At 37.0% G+C, this 26,126-nt stretch carries 26 protein-coding genes and 3 tRNA genes; 24 read left to right on the top strand and 5 right to left on the bottom strand.

Features of this window, described 5'->3' with window-relative positions; translation table 11 throughout:
* The first annotated feature begins 76 nt into the window (after positions 1 to 76).
* The 11 genes from HZI73_RS01620 to rsmI all read left to right on the top strand — a co-directional run bounded on the left by HZI73_RS01620 (position 77) and on the right by rsmI (position 7,854).
* Positions 77 to 153, top strand: a tRNA-Met gene (locus HZI73_RS01620).
* Positions 154 to 158: 5 nt separating this feature from the next.
* Positions 159 to 234 (top strand) — tRNA-Phe (locus HZI73_RS01615).
* A 52-nt stretch (positions 235 to 286) separates the two neighbouring features.
* Positions 287 to 360, top strand: a tRNA-Lys gene (locus tag HZI73_RS01610).
* A gap of 269 nt (positions 361 to 629) precedes the next feature.
* On the top strand, positions 630 to 2,051 hold the full coding sequence (locus HZI73_RS01605; RefSeq protein WP_212696530.1) for an aminotransferase class I/II-fold pyridoxal phosphate-dependent enzyme: 1,422 nt from the start codon (positions 630 to 632) through the stop codon (positions 2,049 to 2,051).
* A 1-nt stretch (position 2,052) separates the two neighbouring features.
* On the top strand, positions 2,053 to 2,685 hold the full coding sequence (gene tmk, locus HZI73_RS01600; protein ID WP_212696529.1) for a dTMP kinase: 633 nt from the start codon (positions 2,053 to 2,055) through the stop codon (positions 2,683 to 2,685).
* Between the two features lie 204 nt (positions 2,686 to 2,889).
* Entirely contained in the window at positions 2,890 to 3,219 is a 330-nt protein-coding gene (locus HZI73_RS01595) for a cyclic-di-AMP receptor (protein WP_212696528.1), read from the top strand.
* 37 nt (positions 3,220 to 3,256) lie between these two features.
* On the top strand, positions 3,257 to 3,694 hold the full coding sequence (locus tag HZI73_RS01590) for a YaaR family protein (RefSeq protein WP_212696527.1): 438 nt from the start codon (positions 3,257 to 3,259) through the stop codon (positions 3,692 to 3,694).
* A gap of 604 nt (positions 3,695 to 4,298) precedes the next feature.
* Complete coding sequence (gene holB, locus HZI73_RS01585) at positions 4,299 to 5,291, top strand: DNA polymerase III subunit delta' (RefSeq protein WP_212696526.1); 993 nt, start codon at positions 4,299 to 4,301, stop codon at positions 5,289 to 5,291.
* Entirely contained in the window at positions 5,291 to 6,214 is a 924-nt protein-coding gene (locus tag HZI73_RS01580) for a PSP1 domain-containing protein (protein ID WP_212696525.1), read from the top strand. The genes holB and HZI73_RS01580 overlap by 1 nt, the downstream gene beginning before the upstream one ends.
* Positions 6,215 to 6,235: 21 nt before the next feature.
* A complete protein-coding gene (locus tag HZI73_RS01575) occupies positions 6,236 to 7,009 on the top strand; it encodes a tRNA1(Val) (adenine(37)-N6)-methyltransferase (protein WP_212696524.1) in 774 nt (257 codons plus the stop codon).
* Positions 7,006 to 7,854: a 16S rRNA (cytidine(1402)-2'-O)-methyltransferase gene (gene rsmI, locus HZI73_RS01570; RefSeq protein ID WP_212696523.1), complete on the top strand. Its 849-nt coding sequence runs from the start codon at positions 7,006 to 7,008 to the stop codon at positions 7,852 to 7,854. The genes HZI73_RS01575 and rsmI overlap by 4 nt, the downstream gene beginning before the upstream one ends.
* Before the next feature lie 90 nt (positions 7,855 to 7,944).
* Here the strand turns inward: rsmI and HZI73_RS01565 are convergent, their stop codons facing one another.
* The gene (locus tag HZI73_RS01565) at positions 7,945 to 8,211 is read right to left on the bottom strand and encodes an AbrB/MazE/SpoVT family DNA-binding domain-containing protein (RefSeq protein ID WP_212696522.1); all 267 of its coding nucleotides are present in this window, start codon (positions 8,209 to 8,211) and stop codon (positions 7,945 to 7,947) included.
* Positions 8,212 to 8,566: 355 nt separating this feature from the next.
* On the opposite strand from HZI73_RS01565, the gene sdaAB reads away from it, so the two are divergent.
* The 10 genes from sdaAB (at position 8,567) to HZI73_RS01515 (ending at position 16,078) form a co-directional block, all read left to right on the top strand.
* Positions 8,567 to 9,238: an L-serine ammonia-lyase, iron-sulfur-dependent subunit beta gene (gene sdaAB, locus HZI73_RS01560; protein ID WP_212696521.1), complete on the top strand. Its 672-nt coding sequence runs from the start codon at positions 8,567 to 8,569 to the stop codon at positions 9,236 to 9,238.
* A gap of 83 nt (positions 9,239 to 9,321) precedes the next feature.
* On the top strand, positions 9,322 to 10,212 hold the full coding sequence (sdaAA, locus tag HZI73_RS01555; RefSeq protein WP_212696520.1) for an L-serine ammonia-lyase, iron-sulfur-dependent, subunit alpha: 891 nt from the start codon (positions 9,322 to 9,324) through the stop codon (positions 10,210 to 10,212).
* A gap of 571 nt (positions 10,213 to 10,783) precedes the next feature.
* Positions 10,784 to 11,341, top strand: coding sequence for an RNA polymerase sigma factor (locus HZI73_RS01550; protein WP_212696519.1), 558 nt, complete (start codon positions 10,784 to 10,786; stop codon positions 11,339 to 11,341).
* 14 nt (positions 11,342 to 11,355) lie between these two features.
* On the top strand, positions 11,356 to 11,655 hold the full coding sequence (locus tag HZI73_RS01545) for a hypothetical protein (protein WP_212696518.1): 300 nt from the start codon (positions 11,356 to 11,358) through the stop codon (positions 11,653 to 11,655).
* Positions 11,639 to 12,493 (top strand): ABC transporter ATP-binding protein, encoded by an 855-nt coding sequence (locus HZI73_RS01540; RefSeq protein WP_212696517.1) that lies wholly within the window; start codon positions 11,639 to 11,641, stop codon positions 12,491 to 12,493. Before HZI73_RS01545 ends, HZI73_RS01540 begins: the two co-directional genes overlap by 17 nt.
* A 1-nt stretch (position 12,494) precedes the next feature.
* Positions 12,495 to 13,619: an ABC transporter permease gene (locus HZI73_RS01535; RefSeq protein ID WP_212696516.1), complete on the top strand. Its 1,125-nt coding sequence runs from the start codon at positions 12,495 to 12,497 to the stop codon at positions 13,617 to 13,619.
* The gene (locus tag HZI73_RS01530; RefSeq protein WP_212696515.1) at positions 13,612 to 14,241 is read left to right on the top strand and encodes a hypothetical protein; all 630 of its coding nucleotides are present in this window, start codon (positions 13,612 to 13,614) and stop codon (positions 14,239 to 14,241) included. The genes HZI73_RS01535 and HZI73_RS01530 overlap by 8 nt, the downstream gene beginning before the upstream one ends.
* Positions 14,242 to 14,302: 61 nt before the next feature.
* Positions 14,303 to 14,884 (top strand): nucleoside recognition domain-containing protein, encoded by a 582-nt coding sequence (locus HZI73_RS01525; RefSeq protein WP_212696514.1) that lies wholly within the window; start codon positions 14,303 to 14,305, stop codon positions 14,882 to 14,884.
* On the top strand, positions 14,881 to 15,414 hold the full coding sequence (locus HZI73_RS01520) for a spore maturation protein (protein ID WP_212696513.1): 534 nt from the start codon (positions 14,881 to 14,883) through the stop codon (positions 15,412 to 15,414). The genes HZI73_RS01525 and HZI73_RS01520 overlap by 4 nt, the downstream gene beginning before the upstream one ends.
* Positions 15,415 to 15,622: 208 nt before the next feature.
* On the top strand, positions 15,623 to 16,078 hold the full coding sequence (locus HZI73_RS01515; protein ID WP_212696512.1) for a MarR family winged helix-turn-helix transcriptional regulator: 456 nt from the start codon (positions 15,623 to 15,625) through the stop codon (positions 16,076 to 16,078).
* Between the two features lie 75 nt (positions 16,079 to 16,153).
* On the opposite strand, the gene HZI73_RS01510 is transcribed toward HZI73_RS01515, so the two are convergent.
* On the bottom strand, positions 16,154 to 17,806 hold the full coding sequence (locus HZI73_RS01510; RefSeq protein ID WP_212696511.1) for a phosphoenolpyruvate carboxykinase (ATP): 1,653 nt from the start codon (positions 17,804 to 17,806) through the stop codon (positions 16,154 to 16,156).
* Between the two features lie 373 nt (positions 17,807 to 18,179).
* Between HZI73_RS01510 and HZI73_RS01505 the strand changes: the two genes are divergently transcribed.
* Positions 18,180 to 18,914, top strand: a complete 735-nt coding sequence (locus HZI73_RS01505; protein WP_212696510.1) for a hypothetical protein — start codon at positions 18,180 to 18,182, stop codon at positions 18,912 to 18,914.
* A 189-nt stretch (positions 18,915 to 19,103) separates the two neighbouring features.
* Here the strand turns inward: HZI73_RS01505 and typA are convergent, their stop codons facing one another.
* Complete coding sequence (gene typA / locus HZI73_RS01500) at positions 19,104 to 20,924, bottom strand: translational GTPase TypA (protein ID WP_212696509.1); 1,821 nt, start codon at positions 20,922 to 20,924, stop codon at positions 19,104 to 19,106.
* Positions 20,925 to 22,304: 1,380 nt separating this feature from the next.
* Here typA and HZI73_RS01495 point away from each other — a divergent pair.
* Positions 22,305 to 22,559 (top strand): TM1266 family iron-only hydrogenase system putative regulator, encoded by a 255-nt coding sequence (locus HZI73_RS01495; RefSeq protein ID WP_212696508.1) that lies wholly within the window; start codon positions 22,305 to 22,307, stop codon positions 22,557 to 22,559.
* Between the two features lie 39 nt (positions 22,560 to 22,598).
* Complete coding sequence (hydG, locus tag HZI73_RS01490) at positions 22,599 to 23,975, top strand: [FeFe] hydrogenase H-cluster radical SAM maturase HydG (RefSeq protein WP_212696507.1); 1,377 nt, start codon at positions 22,599 to 22,601, stop codon at positions 23,973 to 23,975.
* A 168-nt stretch (positions 23,976 to 24,143) separates the two neighbouring features.
* Here hydG and HZI73_RS01485 read toward each other — a convergent pair whose 3' ends face one another.
* Entirely contained in the window at positions 24,144 to 24,668 is a 525-nt protein-coding gene (locus HZI73_RS01485; protein WP_212696506.1) for a PadR family transcriptional regulator, read from the bottom strand.
* 63 nt (positions 24,669 to 24,731) lie between these two features.
* On the bottom strand, positions 24,732 to 26,123 hold the full coding sequence (locus HZI73_RS01480; protein WP_212696505.1) for an NAD(P)H-dependent oxidoreductase: 1,392 nt from the start codon (positions 26,121 to 26,123) through the stop codon (positions 24,732 to 24,734).
* Positions 26,124 to 26,126: the final 3 nt, after the last annotated feature.

The raw sequence follows: 26,126 nt of genomic DNA, 5'->3' as shown, positions 1-26,126 counted from the left end.
CTTTGAATAAGCAAAACATAATGTTTGATAGTTGCTTTATGGTAACAAACAATGTCTTACATGCGTTTCATAATATCGCGGAGTGGAGCAGTCTGGTAGCTCGTCGGGCTCATAACCCGAAGGTCAGAGGTTCAAATCCTCTCTCCGCAACCAATTATGCCCAGATAGCTCAGTCGGTAGAGCAGAGGACTGAAAATCCTCGTGTCGGTGGTTCGATTCCGCCTCTGGGCACCATCAAAAAGAATACAAGGTAGTCATTTAAGCCTATGGCTTAAGTGGTACACATGGGTCACTAGCTCAGTCGGCTAGAGCACTGGACTTTTAATCCAGGTGTCCCGGGTTCGAGTCCCGGGTGACTCACTCTTAATCGTCTATTGGGTAGGCGATTTTTTAATATATAAAATAAATAGGGTTATATGCTATAATAAGGCTCGTAAAGATTAAGTAAAAGGATATATCCAAGAGAACAAGCCGTTAAGAATAGCTAAAGATGATGGTATGCGTTATTTAATCTTCTTTGTGGTACAGAATCTTATCCGTATGAAGGTTGAGTTAGTTTGCATAACAAACCATGTCTTTCTATGATAATGATTTATTAAGCTCTATGGAAATGGAGGTAGTGGAGAAATATGGATAGACCAACGTTGTACGAACAATTGTATCTTTATAAAAAAAACATTTACCCCATGCATATGCCAGGTCACAAATTAGGTCGATGTACCCACTTAAGTGAAGATGCCGCTATTGATGTAACAGAAGTAGAAGGCACAGATAATCTTCACCATCCTCATGGTATTTTATTAGAAGCCCAAGAAAAAGCTGCAAAGACATTTGGTGCGAAACGTACATTTTTTTTAGTGGGTGGTAGTACAAGCGGTATATTATCCGCTATATGGGCTGTATGTTGTCAAGGTGATAAGATCATCATGGCTAGAAATGCTCATAAATCGGTTTATAATGCGACTTTATTATGCCGGCTAACCCCTATCTATATTTATCCTCGTATGATACCAGAGAATGGATTAGCAGCAGGTTTAGACCCTCAACAACTGGAACAATTACTTAAGGATAATCCATCAGCAAAAATGGTGGTTATTACAAGTCCTAATTATGAAGGGTTGGTTTCCGATGTGAAAACAATCGCTAAGCTAGTACATGAGCATGGAAAACTATTGATGGTGGATGAAGCTCATGGTGCTCACTTTTCATTTCATGATGATTTTCCTGCATCAGTATTAGCATACGGTGCAGATATTGTTGTTCAAAGCACCCATAAAACACTACCTGCGTATACACAGAGTGCCATGCTCCACGTTGGCTCAGATAGGATTAATCTATCACGTTTACAAGAGGCTTTAGCCTTATTTCAGAGCAGCAGCCCCTCTTACATGCTGATGAATGGTTTAGACAGCTGTAGGGACCTTCTGGATCGTCAAGGGGATGTGTTATTTGAAAAATACGTTAAGGACTTAAAAACATGCCGAGAAAAATTAGTTTCAGAGCTTAACTGTCTTCAATTAGTGAATCAGGACGTCATAGGTGTTCACCATATTCATCATATGGACCTATCCAAACTTGTTATTGATTGTACAGTGGCAAATAAGACAGGTATAGAACTCAATCATCTTTTAAGAGAGCAATACAACATACAAGTGGAGTTAGCAGATAAAAATCATATCGTTGCTATGACATCTATATGCGATGATGAAGCCTCTTTAATGGCTTTTGCTCATGCATTAATAGAAATTGATAAAGGGTTGAAGAAAACTAGAAATACCCATGAACATTATGATATAATAGAAGATATTCAACAAGTATACATGCCATGGGATGCCTACACAATGCAAAAACGACGGGTATCTTTCATTGAATCTGTTGGTAAGGTCATTGGTGAGTTTATCATACCTTTTCCACCAGGTATTCCCCTTATTGTACCTGGAGAACGTATCAGTGAAGGTATCATACGGATTGTTGAACAATATAGGGACTTAGACATAATGGGGATGGCTGATAATACATGCCAAACCATTCAAATCATTGACGAGGTGTAATATGAAAGGACTATTTATTACCATAGAAGGCGCAGATGGATCTGGAAAGTCAACGCAAATTGAGAGGTTACGACGTTATCTAGAAGACAAGCAGTATGAAGTTGTTTTGACCAGAGAACCAGGAGGCACAGTGATTAGCGAAGCTATTCGTCATATCGTATTAAATAAAGACTATATGGAGATGTCAGATACAACAGAAGCGCTACTATATGCCGCTAGTCGGGCACAACATGTGGAACAATTTATTAAGCCATTACTCAGCCAAGGAAAAGTGGTTATCTGTGATCGTTTTGTTGATTCATCGGTTATCTATCAAGGTTATGCTAGAGGCTTAGGTATGGATGATATTGAAGAAATTAATCGTTATGCTACAGGGGGATTACAACCTGATCTCACCATCTTATTGGATATTGACGCAGAAGAAGGTCTTAAACGTAAGAAAGACCAGCAGGAATTAGACCGTCTTGAACTTCAAAAATTTGAATTTCATAAAAAAGTAAGTCAAGGGTATAAAAAGTTAGCCCAGAAACATCCAGAACGTATATATGCTATTGATGGGTTATTGCCAGTGGAATTAATCCATGAAGAAGTGGTGAATGTTATTGAGAAAAAGCTGAATGTAAATAACACATAAGATAACTTGAAAGATAGCCATAAATAAAAATCGATTTTTATCCGATAATATACATATACTAATAGCTAACAAGTATATGGTGCTCCATAGTAAAGGAATACTTCTGTCATTTGTTTACTAAGAGATACCAATGCTTCAGAAAGCGATATTATCGGTAAAAGCATATACTATTAATATAATTAATTTTAATGGGAGCGTGATAATATGAAACTTGTTATAGCTGTTATTCACGATGAAGACTCACATAGGTTAACGGAAAGATTAAATAAGGCAGGCTTTATGGCTACCAAATTAGCCAGTACAGGAGGTTTTCTTAAAACAGGAAATACAACCATCTTTGTTGGAACAGAAAAAGAAAAACTCGATGAAGTGCTGGATATTATTAAAAAAGAGTGTAAAACAAATAAGCAGATGTCTTTACTAAACCCACCTGTTGCAGGTATGCCAGACGGCTATTTACCTTATCCTATTGAAGTAACAGTAGGTGGTGCAACAGTTTTTGTACTGGATGTGGATCAATATCTCAAGATATAATGAATAAGGTTTACAATACATGAATGGGGGAGCATTTATGAAGATACGGTCGGTAAGTAGTCCTGAAAAGATCAGTGAGGTTACCCGAACAGAACAGAAGGATCATGAAGCATTTAAGTTTACTTTGTTAAGTAAAATTGATGAAGCATCCCTTCAAGATAGGCTGAAAATGATGATTGGTGATATTACGGACCAAGGTCAGAAAATCGCCAAACACATGGATGTAAAAGATTTAAAAAAATACCGGGAATTAATTAAGGAATTTGTGAACGAAGTGGTCACCCATTCCCATAAGTTTTCAAGAGAAAATTTCTTAGACCGACGAGGTAGACACCGGGTTTATGGTATTGTTAAACGGGTGGATAAACACGTTGATGAGTTAGCCCAAGCATTAATACAAGATGAGAAAAATAATCTGAAGATTTTAGGGCATGTGGATGAGATTCGAGGATTGTTATTAGATATTATCACTTAAAATAAAATCGTTCGTACGTAAAGGTATTTTCATTTTCATAGGGTATTTTAAAAGATAAACCATATGGTATGTTAAACGGACTCGCTGGATTTATTGCTTCTATTTATGATAAGAAATTGTTTTGTTGCACAGAGCGATGGATAGAAGCAATACTGCAAGGTTGTGATGACATATCATATGGTTTTTGTTATTCTTATAGGAAAGTCCTCTAAATTTAGCATATGAAATAGAAGCGTTTTCATATGTGTCAAGGAAACTTTCCTAATGCAACAACTTGCTTCGCAAGACACGACGTAGTCGCTTTGTTCTATTATTAGAAAGAAAAAGGTATATAAGTGTATAACTTTTAAAGAAAATGTGGATAAGTTTTTTAATTGATAACGGTTATGTGTATACTATTAGTTATGTTTATAGTATGAGTAACTAGTTGGCGGAGAAATAAAAGCTAAGGCCTCATGATGGATAATGAAATTTTATATAGATTAATCATAAAAAATATAATAAAATATGAATAAGGAAGATGAGAAGAAGCTATAGATAAGATGCAGTATCATGAATGTATGATTTGTATGAATAGATAAGGACCAGAAAGGTTATAGATAAGATGTATACATTTGAGGAAATTATAGGACAAGATAACATAAAGGAGCATGTACAGAGCGCTATTGGGACAGGTAAGATATCCCATGCTTATATTATCGATGGGGAGAAGGGAATGGGTAAGAAGTTATTAGCCAATACCTTTGCCAAGACCATTCAATGTGAGAAAAAGGGGATAACCCCTTGTAATGATTGTGTGTCCTGTAAGACTTTTGATACCTTGAATCATCCAGATACAGTGTATGTGAAGCCATCCAAAAAAACAGGTATTGGTGTGGGTGATATTCGAGAGCAGATTAATGGGGATATACATATAAAACCTTATCACTATCCCTATAAGGTCTATATCATTGATGAAGCAGATACCATGACGGAACAGGCCCAGAATGCCTTATTAAAAACCATTGAGGAACCACCACCCTATGCGGTGATATTACTCTTATCCCGTAATGTCAATCGATTTTTACCTACGATACTATCCCGATGTGTGGTGCTAAAATTAAAACCTGTATCAGATGATAAGATGATGGCTCATTTGTTACAAGCCCATGATGTCACCCATGAGCAAGCAAGATTAGTGGCATCATTTTCACAAGGGAACATGGGTAAAGGGATGGCACTCATAACTTCTAAGGCTTTTTTGGACATGCGTGACCAGATGATTGATATTGTCAATGAGATGATTCATAGTGATGATTATGGGTTGATGGTATTAAGTGAACGATTCGATGCCTTTAAGGATCAGATTAATGATTTTCTGGATTTAATGATGACTTGGTTTCGGGATTTACTATTGGTTAAGAAGTTACAAACAGATGATTTACTGATTAATGGTGATAAATACAAAACCCTGTTGAAACAAGCACAGGTTTTATCGTATAATGAAATAAGCGTGATGACTCAGAACATACATAACGCTAAGGATTTATTACGATATAATTCTAATTATAGATTAGTGATAGAAATGATGTTATTACAAACAAAGGAGAATTCATAATGATAAAAGTAATTGGTGTTAGATTCCGAAAGGCAGGGAAAATCTATTATTTTGATCCTAATGGTTTAGATATCCAAGCAGGACAAAATGTCATTGTAGAGACTGTTCGAGGAATCGAATATGGAGAAGTTGTTATCGGTGTGAAAGAGGTCACAGAAGATGAGGTTATTCAACCGCTAAAGAGTGTAATCCGGATCACAACCGAAGAAGACGATGCCAAAGAAGCAAAAAATCGTGCTAAAGAAAAAGAAGCATTTGGTATCTGTATCAAAAAAATCAAGAAACACGAACTGGATATGAAGCTTATCGATGTGGAATATACATTTGATAATAATAAAGTACTTTTCTATTTTACGGCAGATGGCCGCATCGACTTTAGAGAGTTGGTAAAAGACTTAGCAGCGATTTTTAAAACCCGTATTGAGTTAAGGCAGATTGGTGTAAGAGACGAAACAAAAATGATTGGTAGTATTGGCATCTGTGGTCGAGCATTATGCTGCCACACCCATTTATGCGAATTCCAACCGGTTTCCATTAAGATGGCAAAAGAACAGAATCTATCCCTTAACCCAACGAAAATCTCAGGGGTATGTGGACGACTGATGTGTTGCCTAAAATATGAGGAAGGTACCTATGATTATCTGAATAAAGCATTACCGAATGTGGGTGATCGGGTTATTACACCAGAAGGTTTTAAGGGAGAAGTGTTGAGTGTTAACGTTCTTCGCCAAATGGTTAAAGTTGTTACCCGTAAAGAAGATGGTGATCCTGAGATTCTACAATACAAATCCAATGAATTGAAGTTTAAACGTTGTCGTAAACAACAACATAAAAACAATGAAGATATATCTCAAGAAGATCAGGAAGAACTAAAAACACTTCTTAATCTAGAGAAAAAAGAAGGTAAAATGAAGCGGGAATAAGCTGAGTTGAAAGGTATTAATATGATGGAGTTAAAAGCCAATGAACGCATAGATGACCTGCATAGAAGAAAATATAAAATCATACAAAACCCTAAGACATTTTGTTTTGGTATGGATGCGGTCTTATTATCAGGATTTGCACAGGTTAAGGAGGGAGAACATGTACTTGATCTGGGCACAGGAACTGGTATTATACCCATCTTGCTTGAAGCCAAGACAAAAGGGAAACATTTTATTGGATTAGAGATACAAGAAGATAGCGTAGAGATGGCGACAAGAAGTGTTCATCTGAATGGGCTAGACGATAAAGTATCCATTGTTCAAGGTGATATAAAGGAAGCAGACAGTCTGTTTCCTTTATCTAGTTTTGATGTGGTTACATCCAATCCACCGTATATGCAGGGTCAAAGCGGGCTAAAAAATAGATTTCAGCCCAAAACCATAGCAAGACATGAAGTATTATGCACATTAGAAGATGTGATTAAAACAGCATCATCCCTTGTAAAAGTAGGGGGAAGGTTCTACATGGTTCATCGACCCCATCGGCTGCCTGAGATCATGGTGCTGTTAAAACAGTATAAGTGTGAACCTAAGCGTATGCGATTCGTGCATCCTTATGTCCATAAAGAGCCTAACATGATACTCATTGAATCCGTTCGACATGGTAAACCTTTGTTAAAAGTGGAGCCGCCCCTCATTGTGTATGAAGAGGTAGGACAATATACAGATGAGATTTATAATATCTATGGGTATGCAACCCGCCCATCAGATGTAAGTAAGGGAGTGGTACAATGACGGGCATATTATATTTGGTAGCAACACCCATTGGCAACCTGGAAGATATAACGTATAGAGCTGTGAGGATACTGGAAGAAGCAGACCTTATAGCAGCAGAAGATACCAGGCATACAAAAAAATTATTAAATCATCTGGGTATTAATAAACCCCTTATCAGTTATCATGAACACAATAAGATGGAAAAAGGTCAGGTACTGATTGAAAAATTATTAGCAGGTGATGGCATTGCTTTAGTAACCGATGCAGGAACACCAGGCATCTCAGACCCAGGAGAAGATTTGGTTAAGTTATGCCATGATCATAACATCCCTGTCACATCCATACCAGGCCCAGTAGCCCTCATTACAGGTTTAATATTATCAGGATTATCCACCAGACGATTTGTTTTTGAAGGGTTTTTGCCTCATGATAAAAAAGAGCGAAAGATGGTGTTGGAACAACTAAAGGATGAACATCGGACCATTATCTTGTATGAAGCGCCTCATCGCTTAAAGCAAACCTTACTTAGCATAAAAGATACACTTGGAAACAGGCAGGTAAGCATGACACGGGAATTAACGAAAAAATTTGAAGAAGTGCTTCCCATGACTTTAGACGAAGCCATTAAGAAATATAGCCAAGAAGACCCAAGAGGGGAATATGTACTGATTGTTGAAGGTAAATCTCTGGAGAGCATACGGGATGATAGGATTAAACAATGGGAAAGTATAACCATCGAAGAACACATGAATCAATATATGAAAGAAAACATGTCAAAAAAAGAAGCCATGAAGCAAGTAGCAAAAGACCGGGGCACAACAAAACGAGCCATCTACCAATATTTAATTGAACCAAGTGAGTAATGGTATTTGGTTAGTTGAGATAGTATCAGGAGAAACCCAATAGAAAAAGGGTATCCTTTACATCTGTAGTGGATACCCTTTTAAATCACATTATTCGTCGCTTGTGCTAATACCAGCTATTTTTGCCATTTCTACAATTGACTGCTTGGATACCTTTTTACCGTAATAATCAATAAGCTCGTCCATATTACCGGTAAAAATGTCAGCTGGTTGATATTTCTTTAGGATGATCTGTTCATTGTCGACATAAATCTCAAGAGCGTCTTTCTCTTTGATATCAAAATTTCTTCTAATCTCGATAGGCAAAGTAATGCGACCTAATTCATCAAGCTTTCTAACAATTCCTGTTGACTTCATAATATTTCCCCCTCAAACCGTTTTGAGCTATTATCATATATAAGAATAACACAAATAGCAATAAGTGTCAATAAAATGGATAATCTTGTAAATACATTCTTTTTTTGTCAGCTTAGTTCTTTAGACCTATATACATATTGGTGCAAATGCAACAAGAGAACTTTATTTATGATAGAAAAATACTAATAATGCTTTATTAAGCTCATAATAAATCTGTATCGACATTAAGTTCTTCGTGCTTATATTGAAAAACATGGAAAAGAGATGTATAGTAAGACTGTTGCGACTAGCATCAGTGAAGCTAAAAAAGATAAGTTTAAAACTTATTTTTATGTTGAAACGAAGGAGACATAATATGGAATATAGCGTGTTTGATATTATTGGACCCGTCATGATTGGTCCATCCAGTTCCCACACTGCGGGGGCTACCAAAATTGGGTACATTGCTAGAGGAATTTTCGGGGAAGATGTAACAGAGGTTACTTTCTTTTTACATGGTTCTTTTGCTAAAACTTATCGTGGTCATGGAACAGATAAAGCTTTATTAGCAGGTATTATGGGATTCTTGCCAGATGATGAACGTATAAAGAATGCTTATAAAATCATAGAAAAAAAGGGGATTCACTATACATTTACAGGGAAAGACTTAGGTGAAGTGCACCCCAATACCGTTAAGATTCATATGATTGGTAGAACGGGTAGAGAGATGATCGTTATGGGTTCTTCCATAGGCGGTGGTAAAGTGGTCATCACAAAGATTAATGATTTTGATGTGGATTTCAATGGTGAATACACCACATTAATTACCAAGCATGTTGATCGACCAGGTGTAATGGCATCCATTACATCCATACTTGCTCAAAATAAGGTGAATATAGCCTTTATGAAGCTCTTTCGGCAAGCTAAAGGGGATTATGCCAGATTGGTGTTAGAATCAGATGAAGACATTGATAGGCATGTTTTAGAGGACATTAGTAAAATGGATAATGTGGTGGATGTGACCCTTATTCAAAAATTAATTCTATAGATAGACAAGAATGTGATGACTATATATGTATGGTATTTTTGATGGTATAGTCTCTGAAAGACATGAGAAAGTGGTGAAAGGGCATGCATTATAAGAATGGCATAGAGTTATTAGAGTTATGTCGAGTGCACGATATGCACATACATGAGATCGCGCTAAAAAATGAATGTATTAACAGCGCCTTAGAACAAGATGACATCAAAGAAAAGATGTTGGAGCATTTTCATATTATGGCAACATCCATTAAAAGAGGTTTGGATGAAAAGGAAAGAAACATTAAGGGATTCATGATTGGCGGAGAGGCTAAGAAGTTAAAAAAATACCATGAAAATCATAGGTCGGTATGTGGAGAAACCATGTCAAAAGCCATAAGCTATGCGTTGAGTGTCATGGAAGTTAATGTATCCATGGGACGTATAGTAGCTTGTCCTACGGCTGGCTCTTGCGGGGTATTGCCTGCGGTGTTGTTATCAGTGAAAGAAAAGTTTGATTTAGATGAAGAGGATATGATAAAGGGTTTATTTACGTCGGGTGCTGTAGGTAGTATCATTGGTAAAAATGCATCTCTTTCTGGTGCAGAGGGTGGTTGTCAGGCAGAGGTTGGTTCTGCTTCAGCTATGGCAGCGGCGGCAGTTGTTGAGATATTAGGTGGTACACCGAAACAAGCCCTTCATGGGTCGGCTATTGCCCTTAAGAATCTAATGGGGTTAATTTGTGATCCGGTAGCAGGACTTGTTGAGGCACCTTGTGCTAAGCGAAATGCTATAGGGACTTCTAATGCCATGATTGCGGCGGAGATGGCTCTTGCAGGTATTAAGAGTATTATTCCTTTTGATGAAGTGGTTGTGGCTATGGGGAAAGTTGGGCGTATGTTGCCGGTGGCTCTTCGGGAGACTTCTGAGGGGGGGATAGCGACGACACCGACGGGACTTAGGTTGAAGAAGAAGATATTTGGACAAGATAAGAAAAGATAGAGGTTTTTATTTTTTTGGAGATAGGGGTAATGTTTTGTGTAGAGGTATCGGAAGATAGATAAGTGGACAACGGTTGTGTCGTGAACCATATACCATGTTACAGGAATGCCCGTTGCATTTGTTGCCTTGATTGGTTGATAAGGGTGGCAACAAGCTGCAAAGGTTATTCCTGTAACATGGTATATGGTTTTATTTGTGTGCCACGATTGAGAAGGGAAACCGTTTATTGGGTGTGAGGATTGTAATGACTTAAGAGGTTTAGGAGTTTTTGTGGAAGAAGTGTGTGATAGGTTGGATTTATATAGTGATAGTTAGAAATGGATGTAAGGTTATTTGTTAAAAGATTAAGTGATGATGGGATAGGAAGTAGTTATAGAGAAATAGGGTTTGATTAGTGGAATTTTAATAGGGATAGATATAAAATGGTATACTGGGTTAATCTAGTAGAATGAAGGTATTGTATTGATGCGTAATATATATATATAAATTTGAAATAAAACGTAACTTTTCATGTGTGTATGCGTATTAGATATGAGAGATAGATAAGAGGTTGTATTTCGGAGGTAAGGACATGGGGATTAACATACAATTGATTAAGCAGGGTGATGGTAAAGAGTTTGAGCGATTTGTACATAGCTATCGGGGTGTGGGTGAAAACTTTGCCATGAATATGGTTCATGACAGAGGGCTTGCTCAGGAGATTGTTCAAGATAGTTTTGTCAAAATCTATGTGTATCGAGATAAAATTGATGAACATTTGTCCCTTAAGTCCTATTTCTTTACCATCATTAAGCACAAGGTTATTGATTATATGCGTAAGACAAAACGGGAAGTGTATCATTCTTTTTCCATTGAAGGGACCCCTTCCGCAGAAGATAGGGTGTTAAAACAAGAAAAAAATCGGGTGCTGAATGAACAGATTAATGGACTGAAAGCCACATATCGGTTGGTGCTCTATCTGTATGTTTATCAGGATATGTCTTATAAGGAGATTGGGGAGGTTCTTGGGAAAACAGAAGGTCAGGTAAAAGCACTGATGTTTCGGGCTCGTAAGAAATTAAAAAGCAAGTTGGGTCATGCATTAAGTGATTATGGGATTTATGGTATGGATGGGTCAGTCAATGAGTAGAGGAGGTTGTGGAAATGGTAGATAAGAAGTATATGGAGGATATGTGGCGGAAAATAAGGTGGGAAGAGTACGAACGCCAGCAGAAGGAGCATGCAGATCGGGTGAATGAATTAATCAGGAAAGAAGAAAGAAAAGCGAAGATCTATTTGTTTATACCGCTGACGCTGATCATTGTTGTTGTGTATATAGGCTTACATTTAGATGCGGCCGTTATTCTCGTTGGGGGTATGATTCAGTTATTTACAGGAATATATTATGAGCAAATCATTGAACGTAATATTATAAGGAGGATTAAAGATGAAAATATGTATTGAAGCGTTGACGAAGAGGTATGGCGATCTTGAAGCCCTTAAGAATATTAATCTGAAATTAGAGGAAGGGATGCATGGGTTATTAGGTCCTAATGGAGCAGGAAAGACAACCTTCATGCGTATTTTGACGACGTTGGTACCAAAGACATCGGGTAAGGTGACCTATGATGATATTGGCATTAGTGATAAGAAGGCTATTCGTAAGCTCATTGGTTATTTGCCTCAGGAGTTTTCACTCTATCCGAACATGACTGTCTATGAAACCATGTCTTATTTTTTCCTTTTATCTAACTGTAAGCCCACATCATCCAAGATTACAGCCCTTTTAAAAGAAGTGCATTTGGAATCTTGTAAAAGATTAAAGATAAAAGCGTTATCTGGTGGTATGAAGCGAAGATTAGGTATTGCTATTGCGCTTATACATAACCCCAAAGTGCTCATTGTTGATGAGCCTACTGCAGGTCTTGATCCTGAAGAACGTATACGGTTTCGAAATCTATTGACCCATTTTGGTCGGGATAAGGTGGTTATTCTATCCACCCATATTGCGGAAGACATTGCACTGAGTTGTCACAGTTTAACTGTTATGAAAAAAGGGCATGTTGCTTATAACGGGAAGGTCAGTGACTTTATTAAAAAGGGGCGTCATTGTGTCTGGAAACTTCCAGTTAAGTTGGATGATTTAGACCATATTAAGAAGCGCTATACGGTTATTTCTACGGTATTAGAAGGGGAAAAAGCCAGTCTTAAAATTATATCCAGAACTCAGCCAGATGGGGCTGCCCCAATCAATCCTACGCTGGAAGATGCTTATATGTGTATGATGCAGGAGGGGGAATAGTATGTTTGTGAAACTGGTTATCTATGAAATGAAGTATCAGATTAAGAGTATTACCTTTATCATTTTTTGTACCTTTGTTTTGCTTTTTTATGTGACTCAATTCATCGGCGATATGGACCGTATTGATACCCCATCTCATCCTATTGACCATATGCAGACAGGTGATATGGATATGGTTTATAAGGATTCTGACAGTGAATCGCATGTCACATTGGAAGAACAAAAAAATACATTAACAAGCTTATTGGGTAGAGATCTAGAGAATCACAATACGCCACTTTTTGATGACATGGGACGTATTGAGCTTATACCCCTAACAGACGGGCAGCTTACCTTGTTAGAGCAGCTAAATATTACCCTACAAGATACCACATTCACAGAGGCTCTTTATGGGGATATGTTAGAACAGCTGCAACAGAGCTTTGGGGAACATACCATCTATACACAAGGTATGGTTAAGCGCTATGGGGCTAAGGTCAAAAATTATCTTTTTAATAAACAAGAAGCAGACGCTATTAAAAAATATGAAAAAGTAACAGGTGCTTATGCCAGATTATTTGCTGATTATATTGGGATTGCTGTAGGCTTTTTCTCTATTTTTATTGCTGGTTTTGCCTTAGTGAAGGATAAACGTTATAAAGCAGCTGAAATGATTTATACCAAACCCGTCTCTTCCATTAAATATGTATTGAGTAAGTATGTAGGCAATGTGGTGCTGATGTTAGCTGTGGTGCTGATCATTGCTGCTTACACCACCTATACGTTTCATATAGAGTACGACCAAATTAATGTTTTTGCTTTTTTTCGATATACTCTAACATGGATTCTACCTACTATTATGATGGTCACGTCCATTGGGTATCTGATTCAAATAATTGCTGGAAACGGTATTGTACCCATCATTGCTATTTTTGCCTATTGGTTCTATAGTATGCCCTTTACACGTCAGCAATATCACATAACACGTTACATCATTCGCTATAACAAAGTAACCACGTTAGCTAAGTATCAAGAAGTAGCTTCAGCTATCACCACGAATCGTTTGTTTATTACAGGTGCCTCTCTTATTATTTTAATCATAGCTTTGTGGCTATTTGAGAAGAAAAGAGGTCATATCTGTGGATAGATTTCGAATAAGAGCCCAGATGGCTTATTATCATACAAAAACGTTACCTGTGGGTATTGTTCTTCTAGCAATCTTATATTGTATAGGCATTATTGTATTGGTACAGGTTCTACATAGTCTTCAATTTGAACCTGTTTATATAGGGGAATATCTTTTATCCTTATTAGGCATCTTATGTTTTACCCATCTTGCTGTGTATGAGAAGGAGAGCAACATCCATGAAATGACGTATGTACGCCAAGTAGCCCACTATAAAATCGTCATCACCCGATTTGTGATGTATGGTCTTGGTGTATACAGCATGATATGGGTTACCTTTCTCTTAGAAAAAGCCTATGGGGAGAATTTTAACCTTATACACCATATACATGGCAGTTTCATAACCGTTATCTATCTAGGTGTCATTGGTATGATTGCAGCCTATCTGACAAAACAAAAATCAGTGGGTTATATTTTGCCATTTGCCTATTACATGATGGATATGTTTACAAAAGGCAAATACACCAAGGGGTTATACCTTTTTAGTTTAATTGATCATGATTGGCAGACCAAGATGAATTTACTGGTAGTCAGTATGATGCTTATGGTAGGTTTCGTTATCTATCTCTACAAAAAATCATAAATTATCATAAGGCATCTTTTCATGCATATACATAGATAAAGATGGTATGTGGAGATAAGCTATGCTGAATTATTTATGGGCATTTATGATATTACTTGGTGTTATATTTGCTGCTTTTACAGGTCGGATGGATCAGGTAACGGAAGCTGCTATAGAATCAGCGAAAGAGGCAGTTGAGTTATGTATCATGCTGGCAGGAGTGGTGGCTATGTGGATGGGGCTGATGAAGATTGCAGAGATAGCAGGATTGATTAAAAGCCTTGCCAAAAAAATGCGTCCAATTCTTAGGTTCCTGTTTCCAAAAGTACCCGATGACCATCCTGCCCAGCATTATATAGCCACGAATATAATTGCTAATATGTTAGGTCTTGGATGGGGAGCCACACCACCAGGCCTAAAAGCCATGGAAGAATTGCAGAAATTAAATAAAGATAAGCAGACGGCTAGCACGGCCATGTGTACTTTCCTCATCATTAACATCTCATCGGTTCAACTTATATCCGTTAACATATTGGCCTATCGAGCGAAATACGGTTCAAATAATCCAGCTGAGATCATTGGACCATCTATACTAGCTACCATTGTATCCACATTGGTAGGTGTCATCTTTGTAAAAATTATGATGAAGGTGGGTAAGAAATGAAACTGGTCTTAATGCTTTCTCAATTTATGATTCCTCTAATGTTTGTTCTCATTATTGGTTATGGTTTATTGAAAGAAATCAAAGTATATGATACCTTCATTATAGGTGCAGAAGAAGGTTTTAAAATTGTCCTCAAAATAATGCCAACCCTTATAGGTTTAATGGTTGCAGTAGGCATATTAAGAGCTTCTGGGTTTTTAGATGTACTGTCAGATGCCCTAACCCCCCTTAGTAAACTTGTCCACTTTCCATCAGAACTTATACCTGTAGCGTTAATGAGAACCGTATCTTCATCAGCGAGTACAGGGCTTATCCTAGACCTTTTTAAAACCCATGGACCGGATTCCCTCATTGGGCGTATGACATCCATTATGATGGGATGTACGGAAACTGTATTTTATACATTATCCGTGTATTTTATGGTGGTAAAAATTAAGAATACCCGGTATGCTGTCACAGGAGCCTTATTGGTGAGTTTAGCAGGTATTATTGCATCAGCCGTTATTACCTATCAATTTTTTGGTTCATAGTTCCATGTATGAGCTATTTAGACACTAAATAACCTATATTGGCCATACCCATCCTAGATAAATATCACGCAAACAAGCAGGTGCATATGTATTGAAATGGTATTCGACAAAGGGATTTCGAAGGAATATAAACATAGGCATAAGAACGGTTTGACAACTTTTGTTATTTATTATATACTTCGATTATCAAGGTATGAGGTCGTGATCTATGGAAAATACGTATGAGACTTTAAATCAATTATTAGTATGTTTATTTAATGATATTATGACAATAGAAGAAAAGGCTCTTATGACAAAAGAGTTTAAAGATATCTCAATAACAGATATGCATATTATTGAGGCTATTGGCATGGGAGAAGGTCGAAATATGTCCTCAGTAGCCAAATCCCTTGAGATTACAGTAGGTACCCTTACCATTGCTATTAACAACTTGGTTAAAAAGGGCTATGTGTATCGTACAAGAAGTACTAAAGATAGACGCGTTGTGTTGATATCTCTTAGCGAAACAGGTAAAAAAGCGTATAAACACCATGCCCGTTTTCATAAAAAAATGATAGATGATATCATTGGATTGTTAAAAAAAGATGAGATTCAAGTCTTTACAAAATGTATAGCGGGTATCAACGACTATTTTAAGAAAATGAAAGACAAAGTAAGTAAATAAGCAGACTAAAAAAGACTACCATCGGGTAGCCTTTTTATACTTTTGGTGAAAGTCATTGTTTTTATTTTGGTGATTTTATAATTCGCTTATTACTTTTTTCAATGCATCTAGGGCTTCAGCTGGCAACTTGTCGTAACCGCCTTTGTCCGTATTTCTTGACTGTACGTATTCCACTCTATCATTCATACGTGCTTTTAACTGTTCCACATAGGATGCATTGGTCATATCTGGTACATAGCCATCAATGTCCATCATTTGAATATCCGAGAATGAAGCCCAAGGTTTAAATGACGCAGTACCTTCAACAACAGCTTCTAAAGCGCCCAATGTTACAGCAGGGGTCACTTTCTTTTCCATGAAGAATCCAGTGTTTAAAATGTAACAGTCTACATTATTTTCATCAAATAATGTCTTAAATTTCATATAATCATGCATAAGTGGATAGGTTCGAAATGGGTTAGCATAAGGTTCAACAACTAAAGCATTGGGGTCAACCCCGTCTGCTAAACGCTCTGCAGATGTGCGCTTAGTAGCAAGTGTTGCACCCATAACAGATGCAAGAGCAGAACCACTTAATTTAATAATGGGTGGTAATGTAGGATCTTTCATTAACCAGAAAATTGCATTTACCGGCTCTTCAAATTTATTTTCACGGTTTGGTGACCATAATTTTGATTTAACAGCGCGCCCATTACCATTGCGTATATCTTCTGTAACAAGAACAACTTTACCGTCTTTATCCATGGTCACACCGTTGTTTTGTACCGTTAATAAGTAGGTATTATCTGAATCAGTCATGGGGTAGTCTTGGGTCTTATCAAAGTAAGAGGGTTCAAGAGCTACAGATGATCCATCACGTGTTGAGATGATGAAAGCATCGTCATGCAGTACAGTGATATCATACTTATCACCATGCTTAGCATGTGTAATGGTTGATTTACCAGAGCCTGATAATCCAAATACACCTGCAACGAATTTGTTACCGTTGGATAAGTTATAACGTTTTTGTCCGCCATGACAAGCAGCGTAACCATTTCTGTTAGCAGTCCCCCATCCAAGGGTTAATGTTGCTTTTTTGTGTTCTCCGAAGTATCGCATACCCAATAGAGCTGCACAGTTATGGGTAGGGTCAAAGAATGTCAGTCCAAGAGGATGGTCATCATGTGACCAATCTGGGTCAGAGAATATGTAGATATCACCTTCTGAATCCATCACTTTAGAATCCGCATATAGATTGTGGTATTCTTCATTTAAGTGTTGGAAGTTTAGCAACCAGGAATACATGATGTTTTCATAGCCTTCTGGCATGAGAAGATGCGCTTTAACCATGAAGTCTTTATGAAGACCGACATAGGCTTGTGCATGATACATGGTACGATACCTCGTGCCATATACAGCTTCTCTGATTTTCATAGCGTATTCTTCTTGGTCTACATGAGGCTCGCCAAGAATTCTTCTTGCCGCAGCACAGCGTCCTTTTACAGCGCCGTCGTTGAATAATAATACTTTTGTCCCTTCGTCTAACCCAATTTTTTCTGGCTCATAAACAGGAATATCTGTCACGATGGTTCCAGATGATTCCTTAGCTAGCCCATAGGCCTCTTTGATTGAGTTAATGTTCACCACGTTATTACCATAGAAAGGTGTTTCTATGGTCGTACGAATTTGTGAAAAAATTGCATTACTTTTTCCTATCTCTTCCCAAAGATAGGATCTTTTTGTTGCCATTGAGAGTTCCTCCTTTTGTGTATGAAATAGTAATAATATATATAAATTCACCACCATGTGATGAATTTAATATCTACTCCAAATTACTTTCAAATCTTCCCACTGTAATTATAGTCTCATATATTGCAAATGTCAATAAACATTGCTGCAATTGCAAATGGGTTTCTTAATGCTTGCAAAATAGCTATATTACACATATTAATTAAACCATTTTTATAACTATAGTAAAATATTTAATGCTCTATGGGTTTGTATCAGAATAAAAATAACATTATTCCATATAATTTTCATGGTCCTTGGAATAAAGCAGATAGGTTTTTAGGTAAACTATAGATAAGTGATGAAAGTATTGATTCTATAAATAGGTGATTAGATGCAGAAAATAATTGGCGTACTAATAGCAGTAATCATGTGTAGTTTTATGTCCATTGGCTGCAATTCCAATAAGCCAAGTCAAGTGATAGATGAACCTCTTCGTATCTCTTTTGATTTTGAAGAAGGTAATGACGGGTTTGCAACGGGTTTTGCAGACTTGCCAGAGAATTATGTGGATGATGGTTATATGCTCCAGATTGGGTATTGTGATAGACCTCAAAAAAATAGTGAAATGACCAAAAGCATTATTTTAAAGGGCGAGAATCATAATAAAGACATGTTTTTATATACCTATCGAAAAATAGATGGAGATCTAGGACTTTCAAAAAATACCGATTATCAAGTAAGCGTATCCTTTGATTTAGGAACATCTGTAGCAAAAGATATAAGTGAAACAGGTTCTTCACCCGGTCAAAAAATATATGTGAAGATGGGCATTGTCAATAAAGAACCCATTATTAAATTGAATGATGAAGGTGATTACGCACTTAATTTGGATAAAGGCAACCATTCCCTTGGGGGCAAAGATATTGTCTTCATGGGCAATGTTGAGAAAACAGATGATATGTATCCAGGGAAAACATTTGAGTATAAACATTTTGAATACCGAACCTATGTGCAGACCAATGAAAAAGGGGCGTGTTATTTGCTTATTGGTTATGATTCCAAGTATGAAGGCGTCAACTGGCATTATATTGATAATGTGGTGGTAACATTTGAGAAAGATAGCTAATCCTTGAACCCATGTTTTACGATAACGTCTATGAACAATAGACAGGTTCTAGGTTATACGCAAAAAAAGGGCTGTTTCATACATTTATAATGGTTATTAAGAAGGTATCTCAATGTAATCGATCAATAGAACGTACACTTCTTGCTAAATGTATGGTCATACAGCCCTTTTATTTTAGTGTCATACCATTTATTTTTTGCCTATTTGCTTATTATATTTATTACGGTCCGCCTCTTTCAAAAATTTCTTACGGAGACGAATGGTGTCTGGTGTAATCTCCACCAGCTCATCATCAGCGATAAATTCAAGGGCTTCTTCCATACTAAAGATTTTTGGTGGCGATAGTTTTACGGCATCGTCAGCACCAGAAGCCCGCGTGTTGGTCAGCTTTTTATTCTTACAAGGGTTAACGGTCATATCTTCTTTTCGTGAGTTAATACCAATGATCATGCCTTCGTATACGGGTGTAGTAGGATGGATGGTCATGGTTGCTCGTTGAGATAAATTGTTAAGGGAGTAAGGCATGGCTGTACCTTGTTCACCAGATACGAGCACACCATTGGTGCGTGAAGGTATATCCCCTTTATGAGGTTCATAAGCATCAAAAGAACGAATAATAGTCCCCTCGCCTCTAGAATCCGTAATGAGCTCACTTCGAAAGCCTAGAAGCCCACGGGTTGGTACAATGTATTCCAACTTGGTATAACCACTATCCGATTCCATGTGTTCCATACGACCTTTTCTTAAATTAAGCTTACGAATAGCCGTTCCAGCATACTCATCTGGCAGATTGACAATCACACGTTCAACGGGTTCATGTAATTTACCTTCAATACGTTGCATCAGTACTTCCGGCTTGGACACACTTAACTCATAACTCTCACGACGCATGTTTTCAATCAGTATGGATAAATGAAGTTCGCCACGACCAGATACCTTGTAACCATCTAAGCCGCCCAGTTCTTCTACACGAAGCCCTACATTGATTTCTAATTCACGGTCAAGCCTTTCTTTAATATGTCTTGTGGTGACATATTTACCTGACTGACCTGCAAAGGGAGAGTTATTCACCAAGAAATTCATGGATAGAGTAGGCTCTTCAATCTTAATCATTTCCATGGGCTCTACATGTTCTGGATCACAGAACGTCTCACCAATGGATATGTCCGAGATACCAGAAATAACCGCAATATCCCCACTGTATAAGGCTTTTTTAGGCGTTTGTAGAAGACCTTCATAAGTAAAAAGCTTACCAATTTTACCCTGAGCCGTTGAACCATCCCGTTTGCAGATGGTGATTATCTGACCTTCATTTACGATACCTTTATGAACCCGGCCAATACCCAAACGACCGATATAATTGTCATAGCCTAATGCGGAAATCTGCATCTGAAGAGGTTCACTATCATAATCAGGATACGGATTGGTCTGGTTAATAATGGTTTCAAAAAGAGGAATTAAATCCTCGTGCTCATCATGCATATCATATTTAGCAATGCCGTCCCGAGCGACACCATATATAATAGGGAAGTCTAATTGCTCATCGTTAGCATCTAATTCCACAAATAAATCAAACGTCATATCCACAACTTCTTCAGCACGCTGATCTTTTTTATCAATTTTATTAATAAACAAAATGGGTTTTAAACCATGCTCTAATGATTTTTGGAGAACAAATCTTGTCTGAGGCATAGGCCCTTCACTGGAGTCAACCAACAGGATAACCGTGTCCACGGTCTTCATAATCCGCTCAACTTCCGAAGAGAAATCAGAGTGCCCCGGTGTATCCACAATGTTAATTTTATAGTCTTTGTAATTGACAGAACAGTTTTTTGAATAAATCGTAATGCCTCTTTCACGTTCCAAGTCATTACTGTCCATGACTTGGTCTACAACTTCTTGATTCTCACGAAAAATACCACTTTGTTGAAAAAATGCATCCACCAACGTTGACTTTCCAGCATCTACGTGAGCAATTACAGCAATGTTTATTATTTTTTGTTTTGACATATATACCTGCTTTCTTAAGCATGAACCTTGATGATTCTCGCTCTAGTCATCTTGTCGTTATTGTATATATATGGAGATTCATACACCATGAATTAGGGAGTTGGACATATCTATTCTAACAAAACAACTTGCTTGGCAAGACGCGACAAACCCACTTTGCGGAACGAGGCATAGCCTTTTTTGTTTTGGATATTCACGATTCGTTTATTATCCCTGAAAAATCATGGAAAAATCTCCTATGAATTAAATGATGGCTATCATTTAAGAGTTTTTAGCACCAACTATATAGTTTATACAATATTGCCTAAATAATCAAGTAGAGATTAATGGATAATCAGTCCAAAGGCATAAAAATTTATCATAGATGGAATTCTATGTAGCTATTTGAAAATAAATCCATGAAGATATAGGTTATGAAGATAGGGCTATGGGCATCCTTCCGTAAATGCCGTCTCTTTCATATTAATTCTGGCTATTGGTTTCTGGCGAAGGGGTATAGGTAGTGTTCTTCCGACACGCTAAACGTCCATGTTTAGATTGTCGGCGCTCACCGTCCTGGTTCGCTTTCCACACTACCTATACCCCTTCGCCTACATGTTGACGTTAATATGAAAGAGACGGCATTTACTATCTTATTGGTTTATTATAGTTCTTCCTTTACTTCACGATATTGTCTATTACTTGTTCTAATAAACCTTCGTTAACATGTGCTTTGACATTTTCTTGTTGAATCCACACTTTCTTCCACTTATGTTTTCAAATCATAATATTAACAATTATCACCCCTAGCCCCCTTCAACTCGCCTAGTAGGTAGATAGGTACCATAAATCCGTGATGTTTAAATCATTGCTAGAAATTCTTAGTGAACGGAAAGATGAATGGCGTTAAAAAACTGAAGTGTTTGAACGTTAGTGAGTTTTCAGTTTTAGCCATTCAGCTTGGAGTGAACTTAGTATTTCAGCCATGATTTAACCTGAACGGATTTATGGTACCTATCTACCTCGGACGTCTTGCACAAAACCCCAACATCATACCCTACACACAATTTTTCATACGATTGCCTTGAATAGATAATAAATATCTTTATCTCTACTTATAACTTTCTATTAAAATAAAAGGAATTCAAAATAACCCATTGAAAAACAACCAAATAAATGTTAAAATATTAACGATAAGCAAGAGAAAATCTTTTACTTATCCCCTATACAATTAGCACCCTAACAGACGAGAATATCTTATCTGAAAGGAAGTTATACAAATTTACAGGACATCATTGTCCTTATTCGGCATGTAAATGGATAAACTTTCTTTTTAATAGGAAAGTTTTTTTGATGTTAATCATGATAAGAATAATATAAGAAAGGGGTTTTTTACAACCAATGAAAAGAGTTGCAGTAATTAGTGCTATTTTGGAAGAACCAGAAACCAGCCAGTTTAAATTTAATGACATTATAGCAGCTTATAAACATTTAATAAGAGGGCGGATGGGATTGCCCCTTATTGACCAAGATGTATCCGTAATATGCATAACAGTGATTGGTGAGGTGAATGAGATCAACAGCCTTACAGGAAAACTGGGTAAGCTTGCCAATGTTCAAGTAAAAACGTCCATTTCTAAGAAAGAATTTTTATAGGGTGCTCTTAATAGGAATACTTTTGAAAGGGGAATGAACATGTTTATTCATCACGATTATATTAACGATTTGCTCCATGAAACAGCAGATGTATCCCATGAGGAGATACAAGACGTTCTGAATGTAGCAAAAGAAAAAAAAGGACTCACCCATAAGCAGATTGCTACATTGCTTAATATCGAAGACCATGACCAACTACAAGAGCTCTTTAAAATTGCAGGTGAAATTAAGCACGATATATACGGTAATCGGGTTGTTGTATTTGCGCCATTATATGTGAGCAATTACTGTGTAAACAACTGTAAATATTGCGGTTATAAACGTGATAACACCTTTGCAAGAAAAAAACTAACAAGAGAAGAGATTCAAAATCAAGTCAAAGTATTAGAACGTATGGGGCATAAAAGACTAGCGCTTGAAGCAGGAGAAGACCCTGTTAACTGTGATATAGAATACATATTGGATGCTATTGACGCTATCTATACCACAGAGAACAAAAATGGTGTTATCCGTCGAGTCAATGTTAACATTGCTGCAACCACTGTTGAAAACTACAAACGTCTAAAAGATGCTCAGATTGGTACCTATATCTTATTCCAAGAAACATACCATAAGCCAACCTATGAAGCCATGCACCCCCAATCATTAAAAGGGGACTATGCTTATCATCTCCATGCCTTTGACCGAGCCATGGAAGGTGGTATTGATGATGTTGGCGGCGGCGTATTATTCGGCTTATATGATTATAAATTTGAAATATTGTCGTTGATGCTGCATAATGACCATTTGGAAGAGAAGTTTGGCGTTGGTTTCCATACCATTTCTGTGCCAAGAATTAAGAAAGCTGAAGGTGTGGATTTAGACATGTATCCCCATATGGTAGATGATCGCACATTCAAGAAGTTAGTGGCTATTATACGATTAGCTGTACCCTTTACAGGTATTATTCTATCCACAAGAGAAACGGCAGCCATCCGTAAGGAACTTCTGCAATATGGTATATCTCAAGTTAGTGCGGGCTCATGTACAGAAGTAGGCGGTTATAACGATGAAGACCACCAGGATATGGGGACACAATTTACCCTTGAAGATCATCGCACACCATTAGAAGTTTTAAAAGGCTTGGTAGGTGATGACTACATTCCAAGTTATTGTACAGCTTGTTACCGTAAAGGACGTACAGGCGATCGCTTTATGCGATTAGCAAAATCGGGTCAGATTCATCATGTCTGTACACCTAACGCCCTCATGACCCTTGCTGAGTATATTCTTGATTATGGGGATAAAGAATTACATGAACATGGATTTGATTTAATCCAAAAAGAAATTGACAAGATTGATAATGAAAAAGTAAAAACTTTAGTGAAGAATAACATTGAAAAGATGAAAGTTGGCGCTCGAGATTTATATATCTAGCGGTTCTTAATCATTTCTAAAGAGGCTGTCTCATCAAAGCAGTTTGTTACCGCATATATTTACCTATGCTTGGTGTTATTCTGCTTTAATGAGATAACCTTAAGAGTATGAGGGTCTTTCTTCTAAAATGCATGTCATCTTAACGTATATTTTTGGCAGCTTACGTACCTACTCATGTTCATTTTTTTCTTTAAGTTCAACCAGAAATTTTTCGTACCAATCGATAAGAAAATCATAGTAGGCATTACCTACTCGATAAACGGACATCTCGTAATAATCCGATATTTCATCCACGTAATCTTTTGTACCTTCTAATTCATTTTTTAAATGTTTGATATCCGCTACAAATTTTTCGATTAAAGCGTAGGCTTTCTCTTTTTCAAGGTTTTGATAAAAGAAAATTCTTGCCATATATTCAAGTTTCGTTACCGTTGGATTGATAGGAATTTCAAGCCATTTCAAAAAAGCCTCTTTACCTTCTGGCGTTATGGAATACATTTTTTTAATTTTACCTTGCTCAACAATTTCCCTTGCGGTAATGTGTCCTTTTTGGTTTAATTTTTTAAGAGCAGGGTAGATACTTCCAAAACTGGTATCCACAAAATTGACCGTACTTAGACTCATGGTTTTCTTAATGGCGTAGCCATTCAGGTCACATTTAATTAAAAAACCAAGTATAATAAATTGTAACATTATTTTCACCTTTTTTCTTTTCATTCATGCCCATACGTTATGGAAAGGGTATGAACGGTATGATTATGCGTTGATATTGTCAATAAATTTTTGAAAAGGTTTAATCATTTCATCTTTGATTCTCTTTTTATAGATTTCATCTCTTATAGTGGGTATCTTAGCCATGAGACTTAAAAAACCATTCTTGAATCTTGATGGATAATCCTTTTGTGGGAAATCATTATAGATACCATTTTCTTTATAGTACTTGTGGTCAGCAATAAAAGGAAACCTAAGCCTTCCCCACATATCATCACGAAATATTTTCATGCCTCCAATACCTAAGAATGTGGACGACCGGATATATGCTTTTTTAGCGTAGTACATGGACTGGGATGCTAGATGGTACAGGGCCCTATCCACTTCACTTGAATCCTCGTATTCGTCCGTTACAATACCACATAGATTGGAACCTTGCCATTCCACATAGGCTTGAAGAATCTCTTGTAAATCGGGTATTTGCTGGAGAGATCCTGATATGATGAAGCCTATCTGTTTACCAATTAAAGACGGTGTATGTGTATTAAAAAATCCTCGGTCAAAAAACATTTTCCACCTGGCCGACAGATAGCGGTCTTTAATAGCACCTGCAAATAATAAGATATCAGCCGTCATTAACTTTTCTTTATATACATCAATAAACCCATCTTTTCCTTCATAAAAACATTGGTTATCATAAGCACACCTTAAGCATCCCATGCAGCCACCTTTTATGGATAATGTATTTAAGTTTATTATTTCCACGTTATGATTGAGGATATGGGAGAATTGATTGACCATTTTTTTAATGTTATGCTCTTCTTCTTGTAGATCAGCAACAACGATTATTTTTTTATGACTGGTATCGATGGTTTTTTCTTCTAACTGAGGTTTATACATAAGCCTATTCGGTTTCACAGGTTTATACTTCTTGATGCTGTCTTGATTTTTATGAATAGCGTCAGTAAATAACTGAAAAAAACATGCTAATTTTTTTCGCTTGCCAGCATCTAACAGGTCATACATATCCGCTGAATAATAATCCACAAACTTCATATTTAAATCTTCGCTTATGGCATGGATATAGTTGTTTGCTGTATGGTCATAAAAATGTATGGATGTTGATAAGGAAGCGGCATATTTATTTTCAAATGCTTCTTGAACGTTTCGCTCGAATATCAGTTCAATAAAGCGTTTATACTGGGAGCAAACTAAGAAAACATAGAGTGGAAATGCCCAGAGCACACCATCACATGATTTTATATCATCAATCATCCCATTGAAAAGTTCCTCATCTTTTTCAATTTTATTTATTTGGCTGGCTATGTGTAAGACTTTGAAATCATGTTCTTTGGATATTTTTTTCAAATATTTTACATACTGTAATGTAAGGCTTTTTTCTCCTTTTGGACTTCCATTTAGTACAATGAACTTCATCAT

Origin of the sequence: Vallitalea pronyensis (assembly GCF_018141445.1) — a bacterium.
GTDB lineage: Bacteria > Bacillota > Clostridia > Lachnospirales > Vallitaleaceae > Vallitalea > Vallitalea pronyensis.
The sequence above is the reverse complement of the archived record's forward strand: the minus strand, read 5'-3'. Positions and strand labels throughout refer to the sequence as shown.

What these genes read in the sequence shown, in the direction of transcription:
- HZI73_RS01505 (WP_212696510.1), top strand. Translation starts at nt 18,180, where the DNA reads ATGCAGAAAATAATTGGCGTACTAATAGCAGTAATCATGTGTAGTTTT.
- HZI73_RS01580 (WP_212696525.1), top strand. Translation starts at nt 5,291, where the DNA reads ATGATAAAAGTAATTGGTGTTAGATTCCGAAAGGCAGGGAAAATCTAT.
- holB (WP_212696526.1), top strand. Translation starts at nt 4,299, where the DNA reads ATGTATACATTTGAGGAAATTATAGGACAAGATAACATAAAGGAGCAT.
- rsmI (WP_212696523.1), top strand. Translation starts at nt 7,006, where the DNA reads ATGACGGGCATATTATATTTGGTAGCAACACCCATTGGCAACCTGGAA.
- tmk (WP_212696529.1), top strand. Translation starts at nt 2,053, where the DNA reads ATGAAAGGACTATTTATTACCATAGAAGGCGCAGATGGATCTGGAAAG.
- HZI73_RS01515 (WP_212696512.1), top strand. Translation starts at nt 15,623, where the DNA reads ATGGAAAATACGTATGAGACTTTAAATCAATTATTAGTATGTTTATTT.
- HZI73_RS01550 (WP_212696519.1), top strand. Translation starts at nt 10,784, where the DNA reads ATGGGGATTAACATACAATTGATTAAGCAGGGTGATGGTAAAGAGTTT.
- HZI73_RS01535 (WP_212696516.1), top strand. Translation starts at nt 12,495, where the DNA reads ATGTTTGTGAAACTGGTTATCTATGAAATGAAGTATCAGATTAAGAGT.
- HZI73_RS01595 (WP_212696528.1), top strand. Translation starts at nt 2,890, where the DNA reads ATGAAACTTGTTATAGCTGTTATTCACGATGAAGACTCACATAGGTTA.
- HZI73_RS01510 (WP_212696511.1), bottom strand. Translation starts at nt 17,806, where the DNA reads ATGGCAACAAAAAGATCCTATCTTTGGGAAGAGATAGGAAAAAGTAAT.
- sdaAA (WP_212696520.1), top strand. Translation starts at nt 9,322, where the DNA reads ATGCATTATAAGAATGGCATAGAGTTATTAGAGTTATGTCGAGTGCAC.
- HZI73_RS01495 (WP_212696508.1), top strand. Translation starts at nt 22,305, where the DNA reads ATGAAAAGAGTTGCAGTAATTAGTGCTATTTTGGAAGAACCAGAAACC.
- HZI73_RS01590 (WP_212696527.1), top strand. Translation starts at nt 3,257, where the DNA reads ATGAAGATACGGTCGGTAAGTAGTCCTGAAAAGATCAGTGAGGTTACC.
- HZI73_RS01545 (WP_212696518.1), top strand. Translation starts at nt 11,356, where the DNA reads ATGGTAGATAAGAAGTATATGGAGGATATGTGGCGGAAAATAAGGTGG.
- typA (WP_212696509.1), bottom strand. Translation starts at nt 20,924, where the DNA reads ATGTCAAAACAAAAAATAATAAACATTGCTGTAATTGCTCACGTAGAT.
- HZI73_RS01605 (WP_212696530.1), top strand. Translation starts at nt 630, where the DNA reads ATGGATAGACCAACGTTGTACGAACAATTGTATCTTTATAAAAAAAAC.
- HZI73_RS01480 (WP_212696505.1), bottom strand. Translation starts at nt 26,123, where the DNA reads ATGAAGTTCATTGTACTAAATGGAAGTCCAAAAGGAGAAAAAAGCCTT.
- HZI73_RS01575 (WP_212696524.1), top strand. Translation starts at nt 6,236, where the DNA reads ATGATGGAGTTAAAAGCCAATGAACGCATAGATGACCTGCATAGAAGA.
- sdaAB (WP_212696521.1), top strand. Translation starts at nt 8,567, where the DNA reads ATGGAATATAGCGTGTTTGATATTATTGGACCCGTCATGATTGGTCCA.
- hydG (WP_212696507.1), top strand. Translation starts at nt 22,599, where the DNA reads ATGTTTATTCATCACGATTATATTAACGATTTGCTCCATGAAACAGCA.
- HZI73_RS01525 (WP_212696514.1), top strand. Translation starts at nt 14,303, where the DNA reads ATGCTGAATTATTTATGGGCATTTATGATATTACTTGGTGTTATATTT.
- HZI73_RS01540 (WP_212696517.1), top strand. Translation starts at nt 11,639, where the DNA reads ATGAAAATATGTATTGAAGCGTTGACGAAGAGGTATGGCGATCTTGAA.
- HZI73_RS01565 (WP_212696522.1), bottom strand. Translation starts at nt 8,211, where the DNA reads ATGAAGTCAACAGGAATTGTTAGAAAGCTTGATGAATTAGGTCGCATT.
- HZI73_RS01485 (WP_212696506.1), bottom strand. Translation starts at nt 24,668, where the DNA reads ATGTTACAATTTATTATACTTGGTTTTTTAATTAAATGTGACCTGAAT.
- HZI73_RS01520 (WP_212696513.1), top strand. Translation starts at nt 14,881, where the DNA reads ATGAAACTGGTCTTAATGCTTTCTCAATTTATGATTCCTCTAATGTTT.